Annotated in this window: 15 protein-coding genes and 1 pseudogene; 12 read left to right on the top strand and 4 right to left on the bottom strand. The window is 71.4% G+C overall.

Features of this window, described 5'->3' with window-relative positions; all coding sequences use genetic code 11:
- Positions 1–87: 87 nt before the first annotated feature.
- Positions 88–1,197 (bottom strand): sensor histidine kinase, encoded by a 1,110-nt coding sequence (locus ACFU5O_RS36965; RefSeq protein WP_384247305.1) that lies wholly within the window; start codon positions 1,195–1,197, stop codon positions 88–90.
- Positions 1,198–1,202: 5 nt separating this feature from the next.
- Positions 1,203–1,901, bottom strand: coding sequence for a response regulator (locus ACFU5O_RS36960; RefSeq protein ID WP_384247302.1), 699 nt, complete (start codon positions 1,899–1,901; stop codon positions 1,203–1,205).
- A gap of 153 nt (positions 1,902–2,054) precedes the next feature.
- On the opposite strand from ACFU5O_RS36960, the gene ACFU5O_RS36955 reads away from it, so the two are divergent.
- Positions 2,055–2,474, top strand: coding sequence for a VOC family protein (locus tag ACFU5O_RS36955; protein ID WP_384247299.1), 420 nt, complete (start codon positions 2,055–2,057; stop codon positions 2,472–2,474).
- On the opposite strand, the gene ACFU5O_RS36950 is transcribed toward ACFU5O_RS36955, so the two are convergent.
- Together ACFU5O_RS36950 and ACFU5O_RS36945 are read right to left on the bottom strand one after the other, a co-directional pair.
- Positions 2,387–3,145 carry a helix-turn-helix domain-containing protein gene (locus ACFU5O_RS36950; protein ID WP_384247296.1) on the bottom strand — a complete coding sequence of 253 codons (759 nt, stop codon included), beginning with the start codon at positions 3,143–3,145 and terminating at the stop codon, positions 2,387–2,389. The two genes, ACFU5O_RS36955 and ACFU5O_RS36950, sit on opposite strands and share 88 nt — an antisense overlap.
- 114 nt (positions 3,146–3,259) lie before the next feature.
- Entirely contained in the window at positions 3,260–4,483 is a 1,224-nt protein-coding gene (locus ACFU5O_RS36945; protein ID WP_384247293.1) for a YihY/virulence factor BrkB family protein, read from the bottom strand.
- A 17-nt stretch (positions 4,484–4,500) separates the two neighbouring features.
- Between ACFU5O_RS36945 and ACFU5O_RS36940 the strand changes: the two genes are divergently transcribed.
- The 11 genes and pseudogenes from ACFU5O_RS36940 to ACFU5O_RS36890 all read left to right on the top strand — a co-directional run.
- Positions 4,501–6,150: an acyl-CoA dehydrogenase family protein gene (locus ACFU5O_RS36940; protein WP_384247290.1), complete on the top strand. Its 1,650-nt coding sequence runs from the start codon at positions 4,501–4,503 to the stop codon at positions 6,148–6,150.
- Positions 6,151–6,513: 363 nt separating this feature from the next.
- Positions 6,514–7,827, top strand: coding sequence for a GAF domain-containing protein (locus ACFU5O_RS36935; protein ID WP_384247287.1), 1,314 nt, complete (start codon positions 6,514–6,516; stop codon positions 7,825–7,827).
- A gap of 69 nt (positions 7,828–7,896) precedes the next feature.
- The gene (locus ACFU5O_RS36930; RefSeq protein WP_384247284.1) at positions 7,897–8,463 is read left to right on the top strand and encodes a GNAT family N-acetyltransferase; all 567 of its coding nucleotides are present in this window, start codon (positions 7,897–7,899) and stop codon (positions 8,461–8,463) included.
- Positions 8,464–8,685: 222 nt separating this feature from the next.
- Positions 8,686–8,769 (top strand): putative leader peptide, encoded by an 84-nt coding sequence (locus ACFU5O_RS36925; RefSeq protein ID WP_384247308.1) that lies wholly within the window; start codon positions 8,686–8,688, stop codon positions 8,767–8,769.
- Positions 8,770–8,894: 125 nt separating this feature from the next.
- Complete coding sequence (locus ACFU5O_RS36920) at positions 8,895–10,592, top strand: nitrite/sulfite reductase (protein ID WP_384247281.1); 1,698 nt, start codon at positions 8,895–8,897, stop codon at positions 10,590–10,592.
- An 88-nt stretch (positions 10,593–10,680) separates the two neighbouring features.
- Positions 10,681–10,860: a hypothetical protein gene (locus ACFU5O_RS36915; RefSeq protein WP_384247279.1), complete on the top strand. Its 180-nt coding sequence runs from the start codon at positions 10,681–10,683 to the stop codon at positions 10,858–10,860.
- Positions 10,857–11,558 carry a phosphoadenylyl-sulfate reductase gene (locus tag ACFU5O_RS36910; protein WP_384247276.1) on the top strand — a complete coding sequence of 234 codons (702 nt, stop codon included), beginning with the start codon at positions 10,857–10,859 and terminating at the stop codon, positions 11,556–11,558. Before ACFU5O_RS36915 ends, ACFU5O_RS36910 begins: the two co-directional genes overlap by 4 nt.
- Positions 11,558–12,148: an adenylyl-sulfate kinase gene (gene cysC, locus ACFU5O_RS36905; protein WP_384247273.1), complete on the top strand. Its 591-nt coding sequence runs from the start codon at positions 11,558–11,560 to the stop codon at positions 12,146–12,148. Before ACFU5O_RS36910 ends, cysC begins: the two co-directional genes overlap by 1 nt.
- A gap of 91 nt (positions 12,149–12,239) precedes the next feature.
- The gene (gene cysD / locus ACFU5O_RS36900) at positions 12,240–13,193 is read left to right on the top strand and encodes a sulfate adenylyltransferase subunit CysD (RefSeq protein ID WP_384247270.1); all 954 of its coding nucleotides are present in this window, start codon (positions 12,240–12,242) and stop codon (positions 13,191–13,193) included.
- A gap of 2 nt (positions 13,194–13,195) precedes the next feature.
- On the top strand, positions 13,196–14,524 hold the full coding sequence (locus ACFU5O_RS36895) for a sulfate adenylyltransferase subunit 1 (RefSeq protein ID WP_384247267.1): 1,329 nt from the start codon (positions 13,196–13,198) through the stop codon (positions 14,522–14,524).
- A 224-nt stretch (positions 14,525–14,748) separates the two neighbouring features.
- Positions 14,749–14,961: pseudogene (locus ACFU5O_RS36890) on the top strand (sulfate ABC transporter substrate-binding protein); the annotation flags it as partial.

Below are 14,961 nucleotides of genomic sequence, written 5' to 3'. Positions count from 1 at the left end.
GTCCTCTTCAACGAGGAACGCGCCTTCGCTCCGCCCGCGACCTCACCCATGGCAGCTGCTGCTTGACTTCTTCAGACCCCGAGATGTCTATCGGGCAGCCGGCAGGGTGACCTCGAAGCGGCAGCCTCCGCTCACATTCCGTACGGCGGCGTGGCCCTCGTGCGCCTCGACGATGCCCCGCACGATCGCGAGACCGAGCCCCGCGCCCGCCGGAGGTGTCCTGGCCTGGGTGCCACGCCAGCCGGTGTCGAAGACCCGGGGCAGGTCCTGCTCCGGAATGCCTCCGCAGCCGTCGGTCACCGACAGGACGACGGAGTCCTCGCGGCGCTCCGCCGCGACCGCGACAGTCCCGTCGGCCGGTGTCCTGCGGATGGCGTTGACCAGCAGATTGGCCAGTACGCGGGTCATCTCCTTGCCGTCCACCTCCACCGGCACCGGTTCGACCCGGCCCCCCACGAGCCGCACACCGTGTTCGCGCGCGAGCGGATCGGCGCCCGCCAGCGCCTCCCCGACGAGGTCGTACACCGACATCCGTGTCGGGGTGAGCGCGAGCGCCCCGGCATGGATACGGGAGAGCTCGAAGAGGTCGCCCACCATCCCGTTGAGCCGGTCGACCTCGGTACGGATCTGCCGGAAGTAACGCTCGGGGTCCTGGACGACGCCGTCCTCCAGGGCCTCCGCCATGGCGCACAGCCCGGCGAGCGGGGTGCGCAGGTCGTGCGAGATCCAGGCGACCAGCTCCCGCCGGGACGTCTCCAGCGCCCGCTCCCGCTCGCGGGACTCGGTCAGCCGGGCGCTGGTGGCGGCGAGCTCCCTGCTCAGCTCGGCGAGCTCGGCCGTCACGGCGCCGCCCGGCGCGGCGAAGCTGCCCGCCTCGCCGAACGTACGGGCCGCCAGGGTCAGTTCCCGGCTGCGGGCGACGACCCACCTGCCCAGCACCAGCGCGGTGGCGAGGGACACGACGGCGGCCATCGCGGCGACCGTGGTGACGACGGTCAGATCGTGCGCCGACAGGAACATCGCCCGGGCCACCGCGAGGGTGCCCGCGAGCATCGCGACGACGGTCACCGCGGCGACGACGGTCAGCGACACGGCGACCGAGCGGTGCCGCAGCAGGCGCAGGACGAACGCCCCGAGCAGCCCGGCCGCGGCCGCCCCGAGGAACGCGAACACTGCGATGAGGAGGAAGTCGCGCATGCCTCTCACGTCCCTTCCGTCGGTACGTCGAACCGGTAGCCCACGCCCCAGACCGTCTGGATCAGCCTGGGCCGGGCGGGATCCTCCTCGATCTTGCTGCGCAGCCGCCGGACGTGGACCGTGACGGTCGACAGGTCGCCGAACTCCCAGCCCCACACGTCGTGCATCAGCCGCTCCCGGCCGATCGCCTGACCCGGGTGGCGCATCAGATGGGCGAGGAGGTCGAACTCCCTCAGCGTAAGGGCCAGTTCCTGTCCGTTCTTGGTGGCGCGACGGCCTGCCTGGTCGAGGGTGATGCCCGCACGGGCGAGCAGCGGTGCGCCGTGCTGCCGCGCCCCCACGGCACGGCCGCGGCGCAGCACGGACTCGACCCGCAGCACCAGTTCGCGCGGGCTGAACGGCTTGGTGACGTAGTCGTCCGCGCCGATCTCGAGGCCGAGGATCCGGTCGTCCTCGTCCCCACGCGCGGTGAGCATGATCACCGGCACCGGCCCCCGGTCACGGAGCCTGCGGCAGACCTCCAGACCGTCCATACCGGGCAGCATCAGATCGAGGACGACCAGATCGGGCCACCGCTCCCCCGCCGCCCGCAGGGCCCCGGGCCCGTCGGCCGCGCGGTGCACGCCGAAGCCCGCGCGCTCCAGATAGCCGGTGACCACTTCGGCGACGGTCGGATCGTCGTCGACGACCAGGATGTTCTGCATGAGCTCAGTGTGGTTCCGCCCGGGGCAGCCGATGCGCACCAGCGCCCTTACGAATCCATGACGGCGCCGGACGCGCCGCCACCCGCATCCGTGGGCGCGGGGACGTCCGATTCGTACAAGACCACCGCCCGGCGCGCTCCGTAGGTTGGGCGCATGACTCCACGACTCGACGCCGTCGGCCTGGTCGTCGCCGACATGGCCGCCTCTCTCGCCTTCTACCGGCGCCTCGGCCTGGACGTCCCCGCCGGGGCCGACTCCGCACCGCACGCCGAGGCCACACTGCCCGGCGGCCTGCGTGTGCTCTGGGACACCGAGGAGACCATCAGGTCCTTCGATCCCGGCTGGACACGGCCCGAGGGCGGTGACCGCGTGGGGCTCGCCTTCCTCTGCGACGGCCCCGCCGAGGTGGACAGGCTGTACGAAGAACTCGTCACGGCCGGCCATCGCGGCCACCTCAAGCCCTGGGACGCCTTCTGGGGGCAGCGCTACGCCGTCGTGCTCGACCCGGACGGCACCGGTGTCTCGCTGTTCGCCGCGGCCGACCCCGCCGACCCCGCCGACAGCTCGGCGTAGCGTCGGAGCGTGAGCCCGGCCAGATCCCGCATCTCCCGCGCGAGATGCGCCTGGTCGGCACAGCCCGCGTCGAGCGCCGCGCGGGCGTACGGCTCCCCCGCCCGTACGAGCGCCAGCGCCCGCTGCAGCCGCAGCACCCGGGCGAGCGTCTTCGGTCCGTATCCGAAGGCGTCTAGGGATCTGCGGTGCAGCTGCCGCGCGCCGAGCCCCACGGCGTCGGCGGTCGCGGCCACCGACCGGCCCTCGCTCAGTGCGGCGACGACGCCCCGCAGCAGCGGATCGGGGCCCGGGGTGTCAGCGGCGTGCCGCAGCGCGATCGCCTCCAGCTCCGACGTCCGGTCGGCCGCCTCCCCGATCCGCTCGGCGAGCCTCCGCACCCGTCCGGCCGGCCACAGCTCTGCGAGCTCGACCCGCCGGTCCCTCAGCTCATGTGCGGGCACGCCGAAGAACGCGGGTGCGGCGCCGGGAGCGAACCGCAGGCCGGCGTAGTGGGCACCCGGGCCGGGCGGGCCGTGCGCGTGGGTGTCGGGACCGGCCACGAGCAGCCGTCCGTCGGTCCACAGCAGATCCATGCAGCCGTCGGGCAGCACGGGCAGCGCCGGCCCGGAACCGGACTCGCCGCGGCTCCAGACAACGGCCCCGTCGAGCAGCGAGGCCCGTTCCTCGTACACGTTCCCGAGGCTAGACCCTGTCCGGCGCGGCTCGCGTGCCCTGGCACGCACATCTGCGGCGTTGGGCACGCACATCTGCGGCGTTGTCGTTCCGGACAGGACCTGGACCGCGGGCTATTCGTTGTCCCCCGGGACTTCCTTGCCGCCCCGGACCTCCCGCTCGCCGCGGGCCTGCTTGCTCCCCTTGAAGTCCGCCTTGAAGTCCCTCGTGGCCCGGTTCTCGCGCACCGAGTGCAGCCTGGCCCTCACATCGTCCGGGGGCAGGAACTTCGACCAGCGTTCCGGGAACTCCGACGGCATGTCCCCGCCCTCCTCGAGGTCCTCGGCCTCCCCCTCCGCCGCCCGGGCCCTGGCCCTGGCCACCAGTTCGGCGGCGTGAGCCGCGCGGACACGCTCGTTCGCGGCGCGGGCGGCGGCCGTCGCGACGGACGGCCAGACACGGTCGATGGCGGCGTTGACCGCGGCGCCCACCAGGACCGCGAACGCGGAGATGCCGATCCAGAGCAGTACGGCGATGGGCGCGGCGAGGGAACCGTAGATGGTCGGTCCCTCGACGGTGCTGGTGAGGTAGATCCGCAGCAGGAAGCTGCCCAGCACCCACATCGCGAGGGCGACGAGCGCGCCGGGGATGTCCTCGACCCACGGCGAACGGACGGGCACCGACACGTGGTAGAGCGTGGTGAGGAAGGCGATGGAGAGCAGGATGACCACCGGCCAGTACAGGACGCTGACGACTTCCGTGCCGAAGGGCACGAACTCGACGACCCGGTCCGGGCCCACCACCGCGAGCGGCAGCACGACCGCGCCGATCAGCAGCGCGATGATGTAGAGCAGGAACGCGAGCAGGCGGGTGGCGACGATGCCACGCTGGCCGTCGAGCCCGTACATCACGGTGATGGTGTCGATGAAGACGTTCACGGCCCGCGACCCGGACCACAGGGCGATCGCGAAACCGATGGAGATGACATCGGGCCTGCCACCGTGGGTGACGGACTCGAGCAGGGGCTTGGCGACCTGGTTGACTCCGCGGTCGGAGAGGACGGTTCGGGCTGCGCGGAGGATGTTCTCCTGGATGGACGCGACGGTGGTGGTGTCGGTCCAGTCGTCGACGTATCCGAGAAGGCCGAGCATGCCCAGCATCAGCGGCGGCAGGGACAGCAGGGTGAAGAACGCCGCCTCGGCCGCGAGGCCGAGGATGCGGTACTCGATGCAGGAATTGACGGTGTCCTTCAGCAGCAGCCAGGCCAGTTTCCGTTTCGAGACGTTGCGGTAGACGACGCGGACCCGGTGGAGACGGCCGGAGGAGCGCCGCTCGGGTGTTTCGTTTGCTGCCTGCACCTCCTTACCGTATCGGCATGGCGACCAGCACCCACACAGTGACCAACCAGCCTCCGCCCCTGGTCGGGTACGACGTCTTCGATGCGGACCGTGCGCTCGCCGAGGCCGTCGAGCGGCACCTCGCGCCCGAACTCCTGGAGACGGCGCGCCGGGAGCTCTCGGAGCTGGGGCGGGCCGCTGGTTCGGCCCAGGCTCAGCGGTGGGGAGCCCAGGCCGACGAGAATCCGCCGGTGCTTCACACACACGACCGCTACGGCAACCGGATCGACGAGGTGGAGTTCCATCCGGCCTGGCACCGGCTGCTGGGCAAGGCGGTCACTTCGGGGCTCACCAACGCCTGGGGCAGGCCGGGCGGGCATGTGCGGCGGGCGGCCGGCTTCCTGGTGTGGTCGCAGGTCGACGCCGGGCACGGCTGTCCCGTGTCCATGACCCACGCGGCCGTGCCCGCCCTCCGCACGGACCCGGCCCTCGCCGCGGAGTGGGAGCCGCGGCTCACCTCGCAGGTGTACGCGGAGGAGCTGCGCCCGGCGCCGGAGAAGTCCGGTGCGCTGTTCGGGATGGCCATGACCGAGAAACAGGGCGGCAGCGACGTACGGGCGAACACGACCCGGGCCCGGCCGCTGGCCGCCGAGGGCGAGTACGAGCTGACCGGGCACAAGTGGTTCTGCTCGGCGCCGATGAGCGACGGCTTCCTGGTGCTGGCGCAGGCCGGGGCCGCCGGGGGGCAAGGGGGCCCGACCTGCTTCCTGGTGCCGCGGGTGCTGGACGACGGCACGCGGAACGTGTTCGCCGTCCAGCGGCTCAAGGACAAACTGGGCAACCGGTCGAACGCGTCGAGCGAGGTGGAGTTCGACGGGACCTGGGCGCGCCGGGTCGGCGAGGAGGGGCGCGGGGTGCGCACCATCATCGGGATGGTCGCGGCGACCCGGCTCGACTGTGTGGTCGGCTCCGCGGCACTCATGCGGCAGGCGGTGGTGCAGGCCGTCCACCACGCCGGGCACCGCAGCGCGTTCGGCGGTCCGCTGATCGACAAGCCGCTCATGCGGAACGTACTCGCCGATCTGGCCCTGGAGTCGGAGGCGGCGACGACACTGGCGCTCCGGCTGGCGGCGGCGTACGACTCCGACGGCGAGGCCGACCGGGCCCTGCTGCGGATCGCGGTGCCTGTGGCCAAGTACTGGGTCACCAAGCGCTGTACGCCGCACACCGCCGAGGCCCTGGAGTGTCTGGGCGGGAACGGCTATGTGGAGGAGTCGGGGATGCCGCGGCTGCTGCGGGAGTCACCGCTCAACTCGATCTGGGAGGGTTCGGGCAACGTACAGGCGCTTGACGTGCTGCGGGCGCTACGGCGGGAGCCGGAGGCCTTCGACGCGTATCTCCGCGAGATCGGGTCGGCCCGGGGGGCCGACCACCGGCTGGACGCGGCCATCAAGGGAATGCTGACCGAGCTGGCCGATCTCCGGACCGTCGAGGTACGGGCGCGTCGGCTCGTCGAGCGGATGGCCCTGGTGCTGCAGGGTTCACTGCTGGTGCGCTGGGCGCCGCCGGAGGTCGCGGACACGTTCTGCGCCTCGCGGCTGGGCGGGGACTGGGGGGCGGCGTTCGGGACGCTGCCCTACGGACCGGACCTGGCGGCGGTGGTGGAACGGGCGCGCGTCCCGGAGTGAGTGCGAGGGCGCGGCGGATGCGGACCGCGGGCCCGGTGGTCCTCGGGAGGCACCCCCGGGAAAGTCCCCCGGGCCCGCGCCTGCCGGGGGTCCGCGAGTGCCGAGAGGGCGTCCCGCGAGTGCCGGGAGTGGTCTGCGAGAGCCGAGAGTGGTGCTGCGCCGACACGGCACCACTCCCAGCTGATGTCACCTTCGTGCACCGGCCCGTCGTTTGCCAGAGTTGCAGACCGTTGCAGGAGATGTGCGAACCGGCCCTGCGGGGGATGTGCGAGCGGCACGATGGGAGACGGCGGTCGGCCGTGTGCGCGCAACCGATCCGGCACCACTGTCATCATTCAGCGAGGCCTGCGGTGGGGGGAACCGATGAGGAACACAGTTCTCGACATGACGCGGCTGGCCACCATGGATGCCGAGCATGCGAACCGTCTGCTCCACCAGGTGCGCGCCGCGATACTGGCCGGGCGGCGCCCGCCTGTCGCGCCCCGCCCGGTCATCGACGCGTCCTGGCAGCGGATGCTGCGGCTGGGGTTCGACCCCGACGGCAGGACCAGCAGCGAGCTGCTCCAGCCGGACGAGCTGGAGCACCGGCGGCGTGCCACCGTGATCGGTGAGGTCATGCGCACGCTGAGCGGCGGACTGACCGAGATCGCCGACGCCTCGCTGCAGATCATGGTGGTGACGGACCCTCAGGGCAGGGTGCTCTGGCGCGAGGGCAACGCCGGTGTGATGCGCAGAGCCAACGGCATCTGTCTGGAGGAGGGCGCGGCCTGGACCGAGGACACCACCGGCACCAACGCCATCGGCACGGCGCTCGCCGCGCGCCGGCCCGTGCAGGTCCACTCGGCCGAGCACTTCGTGCACACCCTGCACAACTGGACGTGTGCCGCGGCGCCCGTGCACGACCCGCGGGACGGGCGGCTGCTGGGCATCGTCGATGTCAGCGGCCCGGCCTCCAGCTTCCATCCGGCGACGCTGGCGCTGGTCAACTCGGTGGCGCGGCTGGCCGAGGCCGAGCTCAGGGAGCGGCACCGCCGGACCGTCGAGCGTCTGCGGTCGGTGGCCGCGCCGATCCTGTGCCGGCTGACCGGGCGGGCGCTGGCGGTGGACCCGCACGGCTGGACGGCGGCGGTGACGGGCATGGCGCCCGTGGACCGGCTGCCGCTGCCGAAGACCTTCGGGGCGGGCCGGGTCTGGCTGCCGTCCCTCGGTATGTGCACCGTGGAGCCGCTGCCGGGCGGCTGGCTGGTGAGTCCCGAGGAATCCGGGCCCCCGGAGGCGGCGAACCGTGTCGTGCTCGACCTCAGCCGGCCCCGCCGCTGGACGGTCGCCGTCTCCGGGGCCGCCGGCAGCTGGACCCAGGAGCTGAGCCCGCGCCACGCCGAGCTGCTGTACGTGCTGGCGAAGTATCCGCAGGGGCGCTCCGCGGCGGAGCTGGCGGCCGATGTCTTCGGCGATCCCACGCGCACGGTGACGGTCCGCGCGGAGATGTCGCGGGTGCGCCGCTATCTGGCGGGGGTGCTGGCGCACCGTCCCTACCGCTTCAGCGAGGAGGTCCGGGTGGAGGTCCTGCGTCCGTCCCACCCGTCGGACCTCCTGCCGCACTCGTCGGCACCCGCGGTCGTCGGCGAGCGGCAGATGCCTGGCCAGGACGTTTCCGCGGAGCGGCGCCGCAGCTGAGGCGGGTGCGGCAGCTCGCCCGGTGCCGCCTTTTTGGTGCCGGGACGCGGACGTGGTTCCCTGGCCGTCATGAGCATCGCTGTGACCACGTGGTCCCTGGAGCAGACCTCGCCCGACGACCTGCGTCCGGCCGCCGAGCCGGCGGGGGATGTGCGGATCGTCCGCGCCGAGGTGCCGTCGCCCGAGTTCAGCCGTTTCCTCTATACGGCGGTCGGCGGGGACGTGCGCTGGACCGACCGGCTCGGTCTGACGTACGCGCAGTGGGACGAGGCCGTCAACAGGCCGGGGGTGGAGACCTGGGTGGCGTACGAGAAGGGGACCCCTGCCGGATACATCGAGCTGGAGGCACAGGACGAGGGCGTCGTCGAGATCGTCTACTTCGGGCTCATCCCCGCGTTCCGGGGCCGGCGGATCGGTGGCCATCTGCTGTCGTACGGCACCGCGCGCGCGTGGGACCTGGCGGAGCGCCGGCCGGGCCGGGCGCCGACGAAGCGGGTCTGGCTGCACACATGCTCCAAGGACGGGCCGCACGCGATGGACAACTACCTGCGCCGCGGCTTCACACTGTTCGACACCAAGGTCGAGGACGAGCCCGAGGTCGAGACCCCTGGACCGTGGCCGGGCGCCAGGGCCTGAGCCCGGCCTCCTGGCCGAGCACCGTCGGCCCCGCGGTACGACCGGGCCGCACCGCATGGACGACCGGGCCGGCACCGTGTTCCCGGCGCCGTACGTACCCTCGTCCGGTGACCGGCCGCGCCGTGGGTGACCGGTGACACACCATCCCGCGATGCGGGACAGTGTTGTCCACATTTTGGATAGCGGTGGACTGCTTCCAAAGTCCCGTGACACGCTTCCGTCATGTCTCGAGCTGGAACTGCCTTGGTGAGTCGGCGGCACGTCGACCTCGGCCGCATGTCCAGCGCCATGTGTCCGGTGCGCTGAGAACACAGCACCACCGCACCCCCCGAGATATCCCCGACTTCTGCGCAGCGCCGCGCCGCTTCCCATCCGGAGCGCGCGTGTGCAGGTCAGAGCCGCCCTCCTGCAGTCCCGAAGGACGTATCGTCATGGCCGCCACCCCCGAAAACCCTGCCTCCGCCACGCCCCGCCGCAAGGCCGGACGCCACCGCGGCGAGGGCCAGTGGGCCGTTGGCCACTTCACGCCGCTGAACGGCAACGAGCAGTTCAAGAAGGACGACGACGGTCTCAATGTGCGGACACGCATTGAGACGATCTACTCCAAGGCCGGATTCGACTCCATCGACCCGAACGATCTTCGTGGCCGGATGCGCTGGTGGGGGCTCTACACCCAGCGCAGGCCCGGGATCGACGGCGGCAAGACCGCGATCCTCGAGCCGGAGGAGCTGGACGACGAGTACTTCATGCTCCGCGTCCGGATCGACGGCGGGCGGCTGACCACCGAGCAGCTGCGGGTCATCGGTGAGATCTCCCAGGAGTTCGCCCGAGGCACCGCCGACATCACCGACCGCCAGAACGTCCAGTACCACTGGATCCGGATCGAGGACGTCCCCGAGATCTGGAACCGCCTGGAGGCCGTCGGCCTGTCCACGACCGAGGCGTGCGGTGACACGCCCCGCGTGATCCTCGGCTCGCCCGTCGCCGGAATCGCCGAGGACGAGATCATCGACGGCACCCCCGCCATCGAGGAGATCCAACGCCGCATCATCGGCAACAAGGCCTTCTCCAACCTGCCGCGCAAGTTCAAGTCCGCGATCTCCGGCTCGCCCCTGCTCGATGTGGCGCACGAGATCAACGACATCGCGTTCGTCGGTGTGAACCACCCCGAGCACGGCCCCGGCTTCGACCTCTGGGTCGGCGGCGGCCTCTCCACCAACCCCAAGATCGGGGTGCGCCTCGGCGCCTGGGTGCCGCTGGACGAGGTCCCCGACGTCTACGAGGGCGTCATCTCGATCTTCCGGGACTACGGTTACCGCCGGCTGCGCACCCGCGCCCGGCTGAAGTTCCTGGTCGCCGACTGGGGCGCGGAGAAGTTCCGTCAGGTGCTGGAGGACGAGTACCTGAAGCGGAAGCTCGTCGACGGCCCGGCGCCCGATCAGCCCGTGCAGCGGTGGCGCGACCACGTCGGTGTGCACAAGCAGAAGGACGGGCGCTACTACGTCGGCTTCGCTCCGCGCGTCGGCCGGGTCGACGGCGCCACGCTCTCCAAGATCGCAGAGGTGGCCGAGCAGCACGGCTCCGGGCGACTGCGTACCACCGCCGAGCAGAAGATGCTCGTCCTCGATGTCGAGGAGTCCCAGCTCACGTCGCTGGTGGCCGGTCTGGAGGCGCTGGACCTGCGGGTCGATCCGTCCCCGTTCCGGCGCGGCACGATGGCCTGCACCGGTATCGAGTTCTGCAAGCTGGCCATCGTCGAGACCAAGGCCCGGGGTGCCTCTCTGATCGACGAACTCGAGCGCCGCATCCCCGAGTTCGACCAGCCGATCACGATCAACATCAACGGCTGCCCCAACGCCTGTGCCCGTATCCAGGTCGCGGACATCGGTCTCAAGGGCCAGCTTGTACTGGACGAGAACGGCAACCAGGTCGAGGGCTTCCAGGTGCACCTGGGCGGCGCGCTGGGCCTGGAGGCCGGCTTCGGCCGCAAGGTCCGCGGTCTGAAGGTCACCTCGGCCGAGCTGCCCGACTACGTCGAGCGCGTCCTCAAGCGCTTCCAGGCGGAGCGCGAGGACGGCGAGCGTTTCGCCACGTGGGCGGCGCGCGCGTCGGAGGAGGCACTGTCGTGAGCGACGCACGCGCGGCCGCCGGGCCGCAGCCGACGACGACAGCCGCACCTCTGCGCCGCGTGGGCGGAGAAGCAAGCGAGGGGGCACTGTGAGTGAGCGAGCGGCCCCCTTCTACTGCCCGTACTGCGGCGACGAGGACCTGCGTCCGAGCGAGCAGGGCCATGGCGCCTGGGAATGCGCGGCGTGCAATCGGGCCTTCCAGCTGAAGTTCCTCGGGCTGCTCGCCCGTGGGGTTCAGCGGAATGACGGTGGAGGGGACGGGACATGACGGCGATTCGGACCAGGACCGAGCTCAAGTCGCTTGCCGAGCAGGCGGGGCGGGACCTCGAAGAGGCCTCCGCCGTCGACATCCTGCGCTGGGCGGCCGAGACCTTCGGCGCGCGCTTCTGCGTCACCTCGTCCATGGAGGACGCGGTCGTCGCCCACCTCGCCTCGCGCGCCTTCCCCGGCGTGGACGTCGTCTTCCTCGACACCGGCTACCACTTCCCGGAGACCATCGGGACCCGGGACGCGGTGGAGGCCGTGATGGACGTCAACGTCATCACGCTCACCCCGCGGCAGACCGTGGCCGAGCAGGACGCCGAGTACGGCCCGAAGCTGCACGACCGCGACCCCGACCTCTGCTGCGCGCTGCGCAAGGTCAAGCCGCTCGAAGAGGGACTGACCGCGTACGACGCATGGGCGACGGGACTGCGCCGCGACGAGTCACCGACCCGGGCGAACACCCCGGTCGTCGGCTGGGACGAGAAGCGGCAGAAGGTCAAGATCTCGCCGATCGCCCGCTGGACGCAGGACGACGTGGACGCGTACGTCGCCGAGCACGGTGTCCTCACCAACCCGCTGCTGATGGACGGATACCCCTCCGTCGGCTGTGCGCCCTGCACCCGCAGGGTGGCGGACGGCGAGGACGCCCGGGCCGGCCGCTGGGCGGGCCGCTCCAAGACCGAGTGCGGACTGCACGGCTGATGGCGACACCCCCCGACGAAGCGACCGAACCGACCCTCAACCACCGGGAGAAGCACGTGACTGGGGCCACCATCTGGCTCACCGGACTGCCGAGCGCGGGCAAGACCACCATCGCGTACGAGCTCGCGGGCCGGCTGCGCGACGAGGGCCACCGCGTCGAGGTGCTCGACGGGGACGAGATCCGCGAGTTCCTCACGGCGGGCCTCGGCTTCAGCCGCGAGGACCGGCACACCAACGTCCAGCGGATCGGCTTCGTCGCCGAGCTGCTGGCGTCGAACGGCGTCAAGGTCCTGGTCCCGGTGATCGCTCCGTACGCCGACAGCCGCGAAGCGGTCCGCAAGCGCCACGGCGCCGAGGGCACGGCCTACATCGAGGTGCATGTCGCGACCCCGGTCGAGGTGTGCTCCGAGCGCGATGTGAAGGGGCTCTACGCCAAGCAGGCGGCGGGCGAGATCAGCGGGCTGACCGGGGTCGACGACCCGTACGAGGAGCCGGAGCTGCCGGATCTGCGGATCGAGTCGCACACCCAGACCGTGCCGGAGTCAGCGGCTTCGCTGTACGCGCTGCTCGGTGAGAGGGGCCTGCTGTGAGCGACGTCCGCGCTGCCGCCGGACCGCAGCCGACGACGATTGCCGCGCCTCGGAGCCACGCAGGCGGAGAAGCTCACGAAAGGGGTACAGCATGACCACGAGCGTCAACCACGTGAGCGGGACCGCGAGCGGCGCGGGGGACGACAGCCCTTACGCGCTGACGCACCTGGACGCGCTGGAGTCCGAGGCGGTGCACATCTTCCGCGAGGTGGCGGGCGAGTTCGAGCGGCCGGTGGTCCTGTTCTCCGGCGGCAAGGACTCCATCGTCATGCTGCATCTCGCGCTGAAGGCGTTCGCGCCGGCCGCGATCCCCTTCTCGCTGCTGCACGTGGACACCGGGCACAACTTCCCCGAGGTCATCGAGTACCGCGACCGTGTGGTGGCCGAACATGGGCTGCGGCTCCATGTGGCCTCCGTACAGGACTACATTGACCGCGGTGTGCTGCGCGAACGTCCCGACGGCACCCGCAACCCGCTGCAGACCGTTCCGCTGACCGAGGCGATCCAGCAGCACCGGTTCGACGCCGTGTTCGGCGGTGGGCGGCGCGACGAGGAGAAGGCCCGGGCGAAGGAGCGGGTGTTCTCCCTGCGCGACGAGTTCTCCCAGTGGGACCCGCGCCGCCAGCGCCCCGAGCTGTGGCAGCTCTACAACGGCCGCCACGCGCCCGGTGAGCATGTACGGGTCTTCCCGCTGTCCAACTGGACCGAGCTGGACGTATGGCAGTACATCCAGCGCGAGAAGATCGAGCTGCCCGGGATCTACTTCGCGCACGAGCGCGAGGTCTTCGCCCGCAGCGGCATGTGGCTGACGGCGGGCGAGTGGGGCGGCCCGAAGGACTCCGAGACGGTCCAGACCCGGCTGATCCGCTACCGCACGGTCGGCGACATGTCCTGCACCGGCGCCGTCGACTCCGACGCCACGACGCTCGACGCCGTGATCGCCGAGATCGCCGCCTCCCGGCTCACCGAGCGGGGCGCCACCCGCGCCGACGACAAACTGTCAGAGGCCGCGATGGAAGACCGCAAGCGCGAAGGGTACTTCTAGACATGACCAGCTCCACCGAGCAGCTGTCGGCCACCACCCTGCTGCGCTTCGCCACCGCCGGGTCCGTCGACGACGGCAAGTCCACCCTGGTGGGCCGGCTGCTGCACGACTCCAAGTCGGTGCTCGCCGACCAGCTGGAGGCCGTCGAGCACGCCTCCCGCTCCCGCGGCCAGGCGGCCCCCGACCTGGCGCTGCTCACGGACGGTCTGCGGGCCGAGCGTGAGCAGGGCATCACGATCGATGTGGCGTACCGTTACTTCGCCACGCCCCGGCGCAGGTTCATCCTCGCCGACACCCCCGGGCATGTGCAGTACACCCGGAACATGGTCACCGGCGCCTCGACGGCCGAGCTGACCGTGATCCTGGTCGACGCCCGCAACGGAGTCGTCGAGCAGACCCGCCGGCACGCCGCGATCGCCGCGCTGCTGCGCGTTCCGCACGTCGTCCTCGCCGTCAACAAGATGGACCTCGTCGGCTACGAGGAGTCCGTCTTCGCGTCGATCGCCGAGGAGTTCACGGCGTACGCGAGCGACCTGGGCGTACGGGAGATCACCGCGATCCCGATCTCGGCGCTCACCGGTGACAACGTGGTGGAAGCGTCCGCCAACATGGACTGGTACGGCGGCCCGACGGTGCTGGAGCATCTGGAGACCGTGCCGGTCAGCCACGATCTGACGGGCTGCCACGCGCGTTTCCCGGTGCAGTACGTGATCCGTCCGCAGACCGCCGAGCACCCCGACTACCGCGGCTACGCCGGCCAGATCGCCGCCGGCACGTTCCGTGTGGGCGGGAGCGTGACCGTGCTGCCTTCGGGCAGGACCTCGAGGATCGCGGGGATCGACCTGCTCGGCAAGGCCGTGGACGTCGCCTGGACCCCGCAGTCGGTGACCCTCCTGCTGGACGACGACATAGACATCTCGCGCGGCGACATCATCGTGCCGAGCTCCGACGCGCCCGCCACCACCCAGGACGTCGAAGCGACCGTCTGCCATGTCGCCGACCAGCCGCTCACGGTCGGCCGGCGGGTGCTGCTGAAGCACACCACGCGCACGGTCAAGGCGATCGTGAAGGACATCCCGTCGAAGCTCACGCTCGACGACCTGTCCCAGCACCCGGCTCCCGGACAGCTGGTGGCCAACGACATCGGCCGGGTGAAGGTCCGCACCGCCGAGCCCCTCGCGCTCGACTCCTACGCGGACTCCCGGCGCACCGGATCGTTCCTGCTGATCGACCCGGCCGACGGTACGACCCTCGCGGCCGGTATGGCGGGCGAGTCCTTCGCCGACGCCGATGCCGAACCCGTCCAGGACGAGGAGGGGTGGGACTTCTGATGACGATCGACGTGTACGCGACCTTCGCGAAGGAAGGCGGCCGTGTGGGAAGCGGCGCCCTCGGTGCGGGCACCGGAGGTGTCGCGCGATGTGCCCGATGACCCGAGCGCAGCGCCGACCGCACCACCGACGAAGACACAGACCAGCCGATCTCCCGGCCGCGTCCCGCATACCGTAGGTCAACGGGGGACGTGAGCACCGGGCCACCGAGAGGAACACCTCCCGTGCCTGCCACTCGCACCACTCTGCGCCGCAGTGTCGTCGCAGCCGCCGCCCTCCCGCTGCTGGCCGTGGCGCTCACCGCCTGCGGCTACGGCTCCCAGGCCGACGACAGCAGGAAGACCGAGGTGGCGGCCAAGGGCGAGAAGCTCTCCGCCGACACGGTGAAGATCGGCTACTTCCCCAACCTGACGCACGCCACCGCTCTGGTCGGCGTC

Source organism: Streptomyces sp. NPDC057445 (assembly GCF_042802855.1).
In the GTDB taxonomy this organism is placed as follows: domain Bacteria; phylum Actinomycetota; class Actinomycetes; order Streptomycetales; family Streptomycetaceae; genus Streptomyces.
The sequence above is the reverse complement of the archived record's forward strand: the minus strand, read 5'-3'. Positions and strand labels throughout refer to the sequence as shown.